The following is a 14,060-nucleotide window of genomic DNA, read 5'->3' as shown; positions in this document are numbered from 1 at the left end:
ACTTAACCAAAGTAAGTATAAAATTATGAGGAGCGATTAATTATGAAAAGATATTTAGTTACAGGCGGAGCAGGATTTATTGGATCAAATTTCATCTTGTATATGTTAAATAAATATGAAGATATAAAAATAATAAATTTAGATAAACTAACTTATGCAGGAAACCTAGAAAATCTTAAGCTTATAGAAAAGGATGAAAGGTATACATTTGTTCAAGGAGACATTTGTGACAAAGAATTGGTTACAAGCGTTTTTGATAAAAATGATATAGATTACGTTGTACATTTTGCAGCAGAATCGCATGTTGATAGAAGTATACGTGAACCAGAAATATTCGTAAAAACAAATGTACTTGGAACAGTTAATATGCTTAACTGTACAAAAAATGCATGGGAAACAGAAGATGGATTCAAAGAAGGAGTTAAATTCCTTCATGTATCAACAGATGAAGTTTATGGATCACTAGGTGCAGAAGGATTTTTTAGAGAGACAACTCCATTAGATCCTCATAGCCCATATGCAGCAAGTAAAGCTAGCTCAGATTTAATGGTAAAGGCTTATTCTGATACTTATAAAATGCCAGTTAATATAACAAGATGTTCAAATAATTATGGTGGATTCCAATTCCCAGAAAAATTAATACCATTATTAATAAACAATTGTTTACAACACAAAGAATTACCTGTTTACGGTGATGGCATGAATATAAGAGACTGGTTATTTGTTGAAGATCATGCAAAAGCTATCGATATGGTAATTAATAATGGAAAATTAGGACAAGTCTATAACGTTGGTGGACATAATGAGAGAACAAATATTCAAATAGTGAAAACAGTTATTGAATACATTAATAAAAATGTAGACAAGGAAGTAACTGAAGAACTAATTAAATATGTTGAGGATAGAAAAGGACATGATAGAAGATATGGAATAGCACCAGATAAGATAAAAGAAGAATTAGGATGGTACCCTGAAACTACATTTGAGGTAGGCATCGTTAAAACTATACAATGGTATTTAGATAATAAGGCTTGGATGAACAATGTTACATCTGGCGATTATCAAAAATATTATGAGAAAATGTATAAATAAGGAGACAATAAATGAAAAACAGCGTTTGTTGTGTGATAGTTACTTATAATATAGGAATAAAATTTTATGAGTGTTTTAATGCAATAATCAATCAAGTAGAAAAGGTTGTTATTGTTGATAATGGTTCTGATAATGAAACGCTAAATGTATTGGATGATATAAAACTGAAATATGATGTTATTGTAATATATAACAAAAATAATATGGGAATAGCCAATGCATTAAATCTAGGAGTTAAATATGCATTAGACAATAAATATGAATGGATTTTAACAATGGACAACGATAGCCAAGCAACAGAAAATATGGTGAAGGTAATGCTTAGTTGTTACGAAACTTGTTTTAAATCCAATGATAATATTGTAGGTTTGTTCCCAGAATATATTGATAAGAGCAGTATAAAAGATAAAGAAATATACAAATCTACTCTTGGAAACTATAGTTATAATGAAATTGGATTTGATAATACATCTGGAAATTTAGTTAAATCAGATGTATTTATTAATGTAGGATCATTTAAAGAAAAACTATTTATAGACAGTGTTGATCATGACTTTTGTTTAAGGGTTAAACAATCTGGTGAAAGAATGGTAAAGGTAAGAAATGCCAAACTTCTTCATAGTCTTGGTAATACAAAAGTTTATAATTTTTTCGGAGTGAAAATAAATTGTTCTAATCATTCGGCATTAAGAAGGTATTATGTAACTAGAAATAGATGTTACATGAGAGCGGAGTATAAGAATGATAAGGAATATATGAAATATGATAGAAAGACATTTATTAATGAAAATCTTAAAATTATCATATTTGAAAAAGATAAGATTAATAAAATGAGAATGAGTATAAAAGGATATCAAGATTTTAAAAACAATAAGTTTGGGGAGTTTAATTAAGTTGAAAAACTTTCTACATATTTATTGATTCCTTTTAAAAAAGAAATGAGGTAGTTATATGAACGGATTATATATTAGTTTATCAGATATGAATAGTGATATTAGCAAGGGTGCAAAACGAAAAATAGAAGGACAAATTAAATCATTAAAGAAGTTTAGCAATGAAGTAGATTGGATATATAAAGAAGGAATTAGTACTACATATTGTAACGGAAAAAAAATGTTTGAAACTAAGGCAGGAAATTCTCAGACAGTAAAAAGTAATATAGACTTTATAAAATTATCTAAGAATATAGATTTTAAAAAATATGATTATATATACATAAGGTATATTATTGCAAATTTAGGTATGCTATCCTTTTTGAAGAAGGCAAAAGATAATGGAGTAAAAATAATTATAGAGATACCAACTTACCCATACTTAGAAGAACTAGATGATAGTTTAAAGATGAAAACATTTAAATTTCTTGATAATAAAGTTACAAATCGACTATACAAATATGTATATAGAATAGCTTGTACAAACAAGGACGACAAAATTTTTAACATAGATACAATACAAATAGATAATGGAGTGGATTTAGACAACGTTTCTATTAAAGATGTTAATAGTGGAGAGAATGAGAACTCTATAAATATAATTGGAGTAGCTAGCATTGACAGGTGGCATGGGTATGATAGGTTTATTAAGTCTATGAATAATTATAAAAACAATTCCAAACTAGCCGTTAAATTTTTTATAGTTGGTGGTGGAAATCTTAAGGTTATCGACTATTTAAAAAACTTAGTTAAAGATTATAAACTTGAAGATAATGTAATATTCACAGGGGCTAAGGATGGGGAAGACTTAGAGAACTTATATAATAATATGGACATAGCTGTCTCATCATTAGCATTATTTAGAGCAGGTGGCGGTCATAATCCGATTAAAACAAAAGAATATATTGCAAAGGGACTTCCAGTTATAACAGGATATGATGATACGTTGGTTCCATCTGATTTAGATTTTATATATAAAGTTAATGAAGATGAAAGCATTTTTGATTTAAATGATATTTTTACCTGGTATAAAGAAGGAAATTTCGATGTGAAAGTAATTAGAGATTTTGCTGAAAAGAATGTATCATGGAATCAACAAATGAAAAAAGTTATTGATGAGTTAAAAGAATAAAATAGGAATATTTGATGCATTTATAATGTGAATGGTGGAGAGAAAATGAAGATTTGTTTTATAACAGATAATGTTTTTGATTTAGGTGGAATACAAAGAGTTGTATCAGTATTAGCAAGTGAATTAACTAAGGATCATACTATAGATATACTGTGTAATACTAGTGAATGTAAAGAAAACAGAGAATTATATAATTTAAATAAGAATGTAAATATTATAATGAATCAAACTATATTTAATAAAAAACTTACAAGTAAAGTATACTCTAAAATATTAAGAACCATAAATGATAAAACAGAAATATTAAATAAAGAAATATCTGTAAAACTACTAACTAAGGCATATTACCCAAAAGAAGTACAAGATAAATGCATTCAATATTTTAATTCTAAAGGATATGATATTATTATTGGTGTAGCTGGATCTTATAGTCTGTTATTAGCTATTATTTCCGATAAATTAGATGCAAAGACAATAGGGTGGCAACATAATTCATATGATGCTTATTTAAAAACTAAAGAAAAATACTATTGGCATCAAGATATATTATTTAATAAATACATACCTAAATTAGATAAATATTTAGTTCTCGCAGAATATGATAAAAAAATGTTTTTAAAAGAAAATGATGTAGAAAGTAGTGTAATGTACAATCCCAGAAGCTTTACTAGCCAGGTTAAATCAGACATGAATAATAAAAGATTTTTGGCAGCTGGAAGATTTAATCGTCAAAAGGGATTTGATTTACTAATAGATTCATTTTATGAATTTTCTAAGAAAAATAACGATTGGAACTTAGTTATTGTAGGTGAAGGTGAAGACAAATCTACAATGTTAGAGCAAATTGCTAACTATAATTTGAACGATAGAATAACGGTAGAAAATTTCACTGATGATATCAAACAGCATTTTTTAGACTCGTCAGTATTGTTACTGTCGTCTAGGTGGGAAGGTATGCCTATGATAGTACTTGAATCACTTGAAATGGGAGTGCCTATAATATCTTATGATATTACTGCAGTTGAAGCCTTAATAGATAATAAAAATGAAGGACTAATTATAGAAAAATTTGATACTAAGAAATTCGCAGAAGCTATGTATGAAATTAGCGAGTCATATGAAATGAGATGTGAAATGTCAACAAATGCTATAAAAAAATCTGAACAGTTTGATATAGAAAACATTGTGGTACAATGGACCAAGTTATTTGAAAACATATAAAAACTGTATACTATGATTATGGTAAGAGATAGTTTGAACTAGAATAAGTATTTTAATTAAAGTGAGGTATAGTAAAATAAATGAAAAAAATTTTAATTGCTAATGCAGTACCAACTAATAACGGAGATGCAGCTCTAGTTTTCGGATTAAGTAAAAAGTTAATTGATATGGGATATGAGGTGATATTTTCTACACTTAAATGTAAAACAATGAAAAAACTTTATCCTGATATGACTTGGGTTAAATCAGAATATGATTTTAATAGGATAGAGCACAAGTTGTGTTCAATCTTTCCTAAGCTAAAGGAAAATTTACTTAAATGGAAAATAGTGAACAATAAGTTTTATAAAGATGTTGATATAGTTATTTCAGCACCAGGAGGATACATTAATTCATATTACGGTATATATGATAGATTATATTGTATGGATCTAATAAAAAAAATTCATAATGTAAAATTAGTAATGTACTCACAATCTGTTGGACCATTAAGTGTAATAGATGAGAAAATACTTGATAACTTTATGAATGATTTTGACTTATTTATGGTTAGGGATGAAGATTCATATGAGAAAGTAAAACAATATAATAATGTTATAAGAACAAATGATGCGGCTTTTTTACTAGATAAAATAGAATGTAATAATGAACAATCGAATATAGTGGCTATATCTGTGAGAGATTGGGGCCATGATGGAAGAAGCAAAGAAAATTATATGGATTTAATAAAAAATATAGTCTATAAGTGTGTAGATAACGGAAATAAAGTTGAATTTGTTTCTACTTGCCAAGGTAGTGATAACTACATTGATGATTCTATTATAGCTAAAGAAATACAAGGAAATCTTCAAGAAAAATATAAATCTCATGTTGAAGTAAACTGTAACCATTATTTGCTTAATGATTTAAGAGAATATATTGGAAAATTCAAGTTTGTTATTGGCACGAGATTACATATGTGTATTTTAGCCATTATGTCAGGGGTCCCAGCTTTTAATATATCATATGAGGTAAAGGGAAAAGAGTGTTATAAGATATTGGGACTAAGTGAGTATTCAATAGACTATAATGGTGACATAAATAAAAGTTTAGATAGTCTTCAAGAGTTTATAGATGATAATAAAGGACTAAAAGAAATATATGATCAAAAGGCAAAAGAAATGAATAAAGCAGCAAATGGATATTTTGAAAATATGATTAATAAAATAATTAAGGGACTGTAGGGTAAGAAAATGAATGCATATAAAAAATTGTTAAAAAATTCTGGGGTATTTGCTATAGCCAATTTAGGTAGCAAATTAATGTCTATTATAATGGTCCCGTTTTATACCTATGTTTTAAGTACAGGTCAGTATGGAACTATCGATATGATAATGGCAACAATTTTTTTGCTTTTGCCTATCATATCATTAAATATAACTGACGGAACTTTAAGATTTGCAGTGAAATCTGAACACAGTAAAAGGAAGATATTCAGTTCTAGTATAGTAGTAGTTATTTGTGGTAACTTAGTTTTTCTCTTGTTATATCCTATATTATCCAACATATCAATTATAAAAAACTATGTACTTATATTTTACATAATAATATTTTTACAAAGCGTAAATGCCCTTATTTCTCAATTTGCAAGAGGAATAGGAGAGGTAAAAATATTTGCCTTTAACGGAGTTCTAAATACATTTATTACCTTGATATTAAATATTGTATTACTTATAAAACTTCACATGGGAATAGAAGGATATTTCATGTCAATAGTAATTGCTAATTTCATTTGTAATATATATTTAATAGTATCAATTAAAATTTGGAGATACTTTAAAATAAAAAGTTATAGTTATGAATTAGTTAAAGAGCTGTTGATTTATAGTATTCCACTAATTCCAAATTCGCTTATGTGGTGGATAATGAATGTGTCTGATAGATATATTGTAGGGATATTTCTAGGAGTATCAGCAAATGGATTATATGCTGTAGCTAATAAGGTTCCTACACTATTAAACTTATTAAATTCAACCTTCTCACAGGCCTGGCAGTTATCGGCTATAGAGGAAGGGGATTCAGAAAATAAATCTAAGTTTTATACAAATGTATTTAACATCTTATCTATAGTAATGTTATTAGGAACATCTATAATCTTAGTAGTAATAAAGCCTGTAATTATAACATTTTTAGGAAAAGGATTTAGTAGCTCGTGGAGATATGTACCTTTCTTATTGCTTGCTGTTGTATTTTCAAGTTTTTCAGCATTTTTGGGAACTAATTATATTGCCATGAAGAAAACAAAAGGAGTTTTTAAGACTTCATTAGTTGGTGGAGTTATAAATATAGTATTAAATTTTATGTTAATACCTCTTATAGGTTTAAATGGAGCTACACTTTCAACAATGATTAGTTTTTTTGCAGTGTGGATAATAAGAATACAGGATACTAAAGAGTTTGTTAATATAAAGCTGAATATTAAAAGTTTATGTTTAACTTTAACCATTATATTTATCCAAATTGGGGTCTTATATATTAATATTAGGTTTGAAATCCTTATACAGATTTTATTATTAGGACTTGTTATATTTTTCAATGCCAATACATTAAAGGAAGCATTAAATAAAATAATAAATATTTTCAGCAAAAAAAGACCTAATTATAGAGTTAAGTAAAAAAATGTTTAAAATATATAGGAAACATTGATTTAAAAATGAGGTAGTGTTTTAAAATATTAGGATCATTTTATAGACCAGTATTTTAAAAAAATTTACTACTAAGAATCCTAATTTGAAATCAGCTATTTTGAAAAATATTATACAGAATTGTAATACTTAATAGCTGGGTGAGAATATGACAGAAAATATAATCTAGAATAGGGGCGTAAGCATTATTAAATATTCGAAGTTATATCATGTTAAAATAATTTATTAGGAGTGTGATTTCATGCTAATTTCTAAACTGCAGGATAAACTTATAATATTATTTGTTGTTTTATTTGCTTTTATACTGTGCTTTTTTACTATTTACTCCAAGTTAATAATACTTTTTGGTGCTTGTTTATTCGTATTCGTTGATATTTTATTAAGGAAACGGTTTGAGTTTAAAATAGAATTACGTATTATATTTTACTTGTTAATATCTTTTGTTGTATTAGAATTTATATTGCAACAAAATGATACTTGGATTACAACACAAACGAGAGCATCAATTGTTGAAATTATGATTTTGTTTTTTTTAATTGGATTTGCTCTTATAAAAAATGAAAATTGGTTTACTAAAGAGTTTAAGATAATAACACTTATTTTGATAGGGTTTATTTTTTGTAATTTCATTTCGACTATGCAGCATTATCACAGTCTTAAAATTTTCATAACATCTACGTTAGATTATTGTAAATACTTTGGTTTAATTTATTTTATTATGCTTTCTAAAGTTGATGAAGATGACATTTTAAAATTGCTTAAGGTTTTTTCGCTTTTTATCATAGTTTGCACTATATTATCTTTTTTACAATTGCTTGGTAATATTCAGTTGTTTGATTTATTTAGAGGACGATTTGATATTGTTTCTCGTAATGGAAATTACAGATCCATTGGTTTTTTCCCATACCCAATAGAACTTGGTAATTATGCAGCTATTCTTTTTTGTCTATATTACTATCTTAATAAGTATATATATAAAAATATTTGGTTTTATTTTATCTCGTTGCTTTTAGTAATTAATGTTGTTCTCTCTGGAACAAGAATTGCATTAGTTGCATTAATCTTAGTATTTATTTTTAGTAACTTAAAATCAGTACGTCAAATATTGAGTACTGCTATTATTATTGTTGTTGCGTCCTTAGTACTAAATAATTTTATGAATATACAGCAAATGATTAATGACACAAAACAAGAATATGTTGGTATGACTCCACGTGAATATTATATACTTAATGGAATAAATGTTTGGAAAGACAATCCATTGGTAGGAATAGGTTTTGGCACGTATGGATCAATGAAATATCGAATGATAACAGGGGATAAAATTTTTAATGAATATAAACTGCATGCTTTCGATTTTGCAAAACTTCAAACAACTGATACCTTTGTTGCGGAAATACTTCCTGAGTTTGGTACTTTAGGAATAGTATTATTATTTCTGTTTGGAGGATTATTTTATTCAAGATATAAAATCATAGAAAAATATAATAAGGGTAATAGAGCGTATGTTTATGTTTTTTTTACCATTTGCATATTATCATTAAATTCATCTAGTGTATTTTTTAGTTCTCATATTGGTACTTTTTTTTGGATTAGTATGGGTATGATATTAAATAACTATTTATTATTAACTGAAAATGAAAAACAACAATTGAATAATGACTTAACTACATAAAAATTATATTAAGAAATGAAGTAAAATGGATTTTGATTGTAATTATGATAAATCTAAGTAGTAGTATATTATAAAAATAGAATAATTTAGAAAGATACGTGGTGTCATTTACACGAGATAATAAAAGGATGTGAGTATTTAGTGTAAGAATATACCTTTGTTACATTCTTACACTATAAATAAAACATGAAAAAGAAAATATTTATTATATCTGTTTTATTACTAGTATTATGCGGTGCTTTAACTTTTTTATATGTTAAAAACAAAAAAATATTAAATACAGACGATTACATAAAAAGGAGTAAACCAGATGGATCTAATATTATTGAACTTTTAGAGCGTAAAAATAACAATAAACAACATCCAAGAATATTAGCCTCAAATGATGACTTCAAAACAATTAGGTTACAAATAGCTAATAATAGAGAAATTGAAGCAAGATTTCAAAGTTTAAGGAGAAAGGCAGATATTATGTTATATGAGCCACCAGTAAAATATGAAGTTGCTGATGGGGTGAGGCTTCTGGAGATAACCAGAAAGGTACTGGATAGAGTGCAGACCTTATCTTTTATATACAAAATAACAGGTGAAAGCAAATATGCGGAACGCGCGTGGATTGAACTTGAAACTGTTTCAGGCAAAAATCCTGATCAACAAGAATATAATTATAATGATTGGGACCCAAAGGATTTTTTAGTTACAGCTGAAATGACAAATGCTGCGGCTATAGGTTATGATTGGTTATATGATTATTTATCTGAGGAACAAAAGACAATTGTTCGTGATGCAATAGTAAATAGAGGGCTTAAACCTGCACTTGATTTATATAGAAAAAAAACCTCGTGGGTAGTATCAGATAATAATTGGAACGCTGTTTGTAACGGTGGAATAGGTATGGGTGCACTTGCAATAGCGGATGAAGGAAAAGAATATGAAAAGATTTCAGGAGAAATATTAGAAGCAGCCATTAAGTCATTGCCTAACATGTTGAAAAAATATTACCCAGATGGAGGATGGTATGAGGGAACAGCTTATTGGGTCTACGGGACTACATATACAGCATATTTAATAGCATCATTGGATTCATCATTAGGAACGGATTTTGGTTTGTCAAATTATTTGGGATTATCTTATACGGGAGATTTCCCAATGTATTTGGAAGGGGTAAATGGTCAATTTAATTTTGGAGATGCTGGGCAGTCTATAAATAAATCACCTGTACTGCTTTGGCTTGCCAATAAATATAATAAGCCGGAATATGCTTGGTATTTTAATAAGGCAACAGACTTAAAGGATAGTAGTGTTATGGGTTTTATTTGGGGTAGAAATAATGAAAAAAGCAAAGCACCTATAGCACAAGATAAATATTTTAAAAATGTTGAAGTTGTGGGTATGCACACTGCTTTAATGAAACATAATGATAGTTTCATAGGGTTTAAAGCGGGGGAAAATGGGTTAAGTCATGGAGATCTAGATATTGGTTCCTTTGTATATGAAACGCTAGGTGTAAGATGGATAAATGACTTAGGAAGCGAAAATTATAATCTCCCAGGATATTTTGATACAAAGCACAATGATAAAAGATGGGAATATTACAGAAAAAGGGCAGAGAGCCACAATACTTTAACAATTAATCCTAGTAGTAAGCCTGACCAAGATGCAAAGGCAGACACAAAAATAATTACATTTAAGGCTGATGAGAAAAAGGCTTTTGCTATTGCAGACTTAACTGATGCATATAAGAAAGATGCAGTCTCTGTTATAAGAGGGATAGAAATGTATAAGGATAATGGGCGGATACTTATACAGGATGAAATTACCACTATAAACAAATCATATATGTGGTGGTTTGCAAACACAAAAGCAGATATTAAAATTAGTAGTGATAAAAAATCTGTAATATTATCGAAAGATGGAAAGAGATTATGGGTTGGCATATTGTCTCCTTCTGAAGGTAAATTTAGAGTCATTAAGTCTGAGCCCCTTCCTTCTTCACCAAATCCTAAGGGTCAAACAGAAAATAATGAAAATAAATTAGCGATACATTTAAGTGTAGGTAATAAAATTACTATTAGTGTAATGATGTGTCCACTAAAAAGTAATGAAATTGAACCTAAACATTTAATAAAGGTTACAAGATTAGATAAATGGAATAAGTAAAAAATTTTGTGTAATAAGAAATCTAAGTGATAAATGTTTACAATGTATAAAAACAGGAAATAGTGACAATTTTCTTATGGTTCTAATAAAACATGAATAATATGGAGTAAAATTACAGGAGCATATGTCCAATAGCAGACCTATTCACTAATCTATATGATTACTAAATAGATATTAATAATTGGATTAATAGTAGCATAAGTGATTTCACTATGAATTATTATACTAAATCAAAAGCTAACTTAATGCTTTTTTTAATAAAGGTCTATGGACTATTAGTCCAACAGTAGACATGGGATAAAAGTGATAGAATAATTAATGTTAATTTAGGGGGATAAATGGATATCAAAAAAAATATAAAATTAGATTCTATTCAAATTATGAGAGGAATTGGTGCTATTCTTATAATTCTATTTCACAGCACCACTTTGTATCAAATAAAATTTAATATAAGTTATTTAAATGGAATCTTTAAATTTGGTTTTATAGGAGTAGATTTATTTTTTATAGTAAGTGGATTTATTCTACTTTATACAAGAAAAAAAGAAAGTGTAGGAAAATATTTAGTTAAAAGGTTTGTTAGAATATATCCTTTGTATTGGGTTATATTATCATGTGTAATTATATTAATGTTTATAATTCCAAATGCAGGAAATGGAGGACAAAAGAATATAGTATTTTTATTGAAAAATATTTTTTTGATTCCAGATAAATCATTATTTATGATACCTCAAGCATGGACATTATCATATGAAATATTATTTTATTTAATGTTTTTGACAACAATGGCTAGTAATAAAAAGATTGCTAAGATAGTAATTGAATTATGGACAGTAGGATGTCTAGTTAATACAATTGGGAATTTTAATAACGCGAACCTGTTTATTAAAGTAATGTTTAATCCGGTTAATTTAGAATTCTTAATTGGTGGCATGATATACTTTCTAATAATAAAATATAAAGAAAGTATTACAAGAAAAATATGTAATATAAGTATAGTAGTGGGATTGATGTTAACATGCTTTTTTGCCACACTTATCTACTTTGATAAACCATATCTAAGTAGAATTTTAATAGGATTATCATTAGCTTTAATTATATTTGGTGTAATCGTAAAAAACATAAAGTATGAATGCAAATACAATAAATTCTTAATTTATATTGGTAATGCTTCCTATTCTATATATTTAACGCATTTTACATTGATAAGTGCAACAATAATAATATTACAAAAGACAAATATCAAATGTATAAATAGTTTCACTATTACATTAGTTGATATTGTTATAGTGGCATGTGGTTGCATTTGCCATAATGTATTAGAAAAACCAATAGGTAAGTATTTTAAAAATTTATTTAAGAAAGCAGATAAACTAAAAGATATTATGATAAAGCAGTGATTGATTTTTCTACTTATATTCAATTATATTATAAGAATAATTTATAGCTTCTTTTAATTATATAATTGTTTACAATAAAATGTAATAATGATAATATTTAATATAATGAAAAGAAGTTCGATTTATAATATAGGGGGGAATCTAATATGAAATTGGTTAAATACTTAATATCAATGCCAAAAACGATACTATTTAATTTTAAAGTTTTTCCATTTAAAGTAGCTAGAAAATTACCTGTATTAATAGCATATAATGTTAAAATACATAATATTTATCGAGATTGTATAATTATTAATAGGGAAATTTCTAGGTTTATGATTAAAATAAATTTTGGAAATGGCTCTGATGGAGTAAATTATTCATACAAAAAAACAGGGTATATTGATGTTCGAGAGAAGGCAAGAATAATATTTAATGGTAAAGCAGATTTTTCTAGTGGAGTGTCCATACGTGTAGATCACGGAGATTTAACTTTTGGAAACAATTTCTCTTGTAATAAAACTTGTTTCTTTTCATGTAGTAAAGAAGTTACAATTGGTAATGATGTTTTACTAGGCTGGAGTATTAATATTCGGGATTCAGATGGGCATACTATTTCTAACCTAAATGATATTGATATTGTACAAAAGACTTGTAAACCAGTAGTAATTGGAAATCATGTTTGGTTAGCTTCTAAAGTAGACATTTTAAAAGGTACAATCATACCTGACGATTGTATTGTAGGCTATAATAGCTGCGTAACTAGAAAGTTTGTAGAAAAAAACTGTATTATATCTGGTTATCCAGCAAAAATCATTAAAAAAGATGTGAATTGGCAAAATTAAAAATACAATACATAATATAAATTTATCATGAAATAACGTATGCTAATTCTACTGAAAACAGTTAGCGAGAGTTTATAAAAGTTACATAAAGACAAAGAAGAACTAAAACGTTTGACATCGATTTAGTTCTTCTTTATTTTAATTACATAACTAAATTTTAAATATATATTAGATTGAAAGATATACTCACGAATATCTATTTATCATTTTACAATAATATGTTTAATAAACTTTGTACCAAACCAACCTACACCTTCTTGAGCCATTTGCCAATCAGACGTATATGTTCCTTCGGTTGAAGGTGCCTTCATAGCAAAGGTAAAAGTCTTAGTATGTCCGGGTAAAATGCTATCAGTAGAAGACAAAGCAAGTCTATAATTGTAGAATGGGTCATTTGTACCTAAGAAGGCAAACTTATATTTTTTTGCCGCGGTCCAAGTTTCAGAACCTGTGTTTTTAACTACAACATTAACGTTATACGTTTGACCAGCTACCATTGAAGCAGGTATGGTATGGCTAACGATTTGGGAATCACTAACTATTTTCTTTACTACTATGGGTTTAATAAACTTTGTACCAAACCAACCTACACCTTCTTGTGCCATTTGCCAATCAGATATATATGTTCCTTCGGTTGGAGGTGCCTTCATAGCAAAGGTGAAAGTCTTAGTCTGCCCCGGTAAAATGCTATCAGTAGAAGACAAAGCAAGTCTATAATTGTAGAATGGATCATTTGTACCTAAGAAAGCAAACTTATATTTTTTTGCCGCGGTCCAAGTTTCAGAACCTGTGTTTTTAACTACAACATTAACGTTATACGTTTGACCAACTACCATTGAAGCAGGTATGGTATGGCTAACGATTTGGGAATCACTAACTATTTTCTTTACTACTATGGGTTTAATAAACTTTGTACCAAACCAACCTACACCTTCTTGTG

The 14,060-nt window shown here is 27.6% G+C and carries 11 protein-coding genes; 10 read left to right on the top strand and 1 reads right to left on the bottom strand.

The window, feature by feature from the left end:
- Positions 1–42 precede the first annotated feature (42 nt).
- The 10 genes from rfbB (at position 43) to LGK95_RS17650 (ending at position 13,120) form a co-directional block, all read left to right on the top strand.
- On the top strand, positions 43–1,092 hold the full coding sequence (rfbB, locus tag LGK95_RS17695; protein ID WP_226126240.1) for a dTDP-glucose 4,6-dehydratase: 1,050 nt from the start codon (positions 43–45) through the stop codon (positions 1,090–1,092).
- Positions 1,093–1,103: 11 nt separating this feature from the next.
- Positions 1,104–1,985, top strand: a complete 882-nt coding sequence (locus tag LGK95_RS17690) for a glycosyltransferase (RefSeq protein ID WP_226126239.1) — start codon at positions 1,104–1,106, stop codon at positions 1,983–1,985.
- A 58-nt stretch (positions 1,986–2,043) separates the two neighbouring features.
- Positions 2,044–3,156 carry a glycosyltransferase gene (locus tag LGK95_RS17685; protein ID WP_226126238.1) on the top strand — a complete coding sequence of 371 codons (1,113 nt, stop codon included), beginning with the start codon at positions 2,044–2,046 and terminating at the stop codon, positions 3,154–3,156.
- Positions 3,157–3,201: 45 nt separating this feature from the next.
- Positions 3,202–4,377 carry a glycosyltransferase gene (locus LGK95_RS17680; protein ID WP_226126237.1) on the top strand — a complete coding sequence of 392 codons (1,176 nt, stop codon included), beginning with the start codon at positions 3,202–3,204 and terminating at the stop codon, positions 4,375–4,377.
- Positions 4,378–4,457: 80 nt separating this feature from the next.
- Positions 4,458–5,600, top strand: a complete 1,143-nt coding sequence (locus tag LGK95_RS17675; protein WP_226126236.1) for a polysaccharide pyruvyl transferase family protein — start codon at positions 4,458–4,460, stop codon at positions 5,598–5,600.
- 9 nt (positions 5,601–5,609) lie between these two features.
- The gene (locus tag LGK95_RS17670; RefSeq protein WP_226126235.1) at positions 5,610–7,031 is read left to right on the top strand and encodes an oligosaccharide flippase family protein; all 1,422 of its coding nucleotides are present in this window, start codon (positions 5,610–5,612) and stop codon (positions 7,029–7,031) included.
- A gap of 271 nt (positions 7,032–7,302) precedes the next feature.
- A complete protein-coding gene (locus LGK95_RS17665; protein WP_226126234.1) occupies positions 7,303–8,736 on the top strand; it encodes an O-antigen ligase family protein in 1,434 nt (477 codons plus the stop codon).
- A 186-nt stretch (positions 8,737–8,922) separates the two neighbouring features.
- A complete protein-coding gene (locus LGK95_RS17660) occupies positions 8,923–10,896 on the top strand; it encodes a heparinase II/III domain-containing protein (protein ID WP_226126233.1) in 1,974 nt (657 codons plus the stop codon).
- Between the two features lie 338 nt (positions 10,897–11,234).
- The gene (locus LGK95_RS17655) at positions 11,235–12,296 is read left to right on the top strand and encodes an acyltransferase family protein (protein WP_226126232.1); all 1,062 of its coding nucleotides are present in this window, start codon (positions 11,235–11,237) and stop codon (positions 12,294–12,296) included.
- Between the two features lie 146 nt (positions 12,297–12,442).
- Complete coding sequence (locus LGK95_RS17650) at positions 12,443–13,120, top strand: acyltransferase (RefSeq protein ID WP_226126231.1); 678 nt, start codon at positions 12,443–12,445, stop codon at positions 13,118–13,120.
- A gap of 203 nt (positions 13,121–13,323) precedes the next feature.
- Here LGK95_RS17650 and LGK95_RS17645 read toward each other — a convergent pair.
- A partial coding sequence (locus tag LGK95_RS17645) for an NBR1-Ig-like domain-containing protein (RefSeq protein WP_226126230.1) occupies positions 13,324–14,060 on the bottom strand: 737 nt, incomplete at its 5' end.

Source organism: Clostridium algoriphilum (assembly GCF_020443705.1).
Taxonomy (GTDB): Bacteria; Bacillota; Clostridia; order Clostridiales; family Clostridiaceae; genus Clostridium_AD; species Clostridium_AD algoriphilum.
This window is presented reverse-complemented; position numbering and strand designations above follow the sequence as displayed.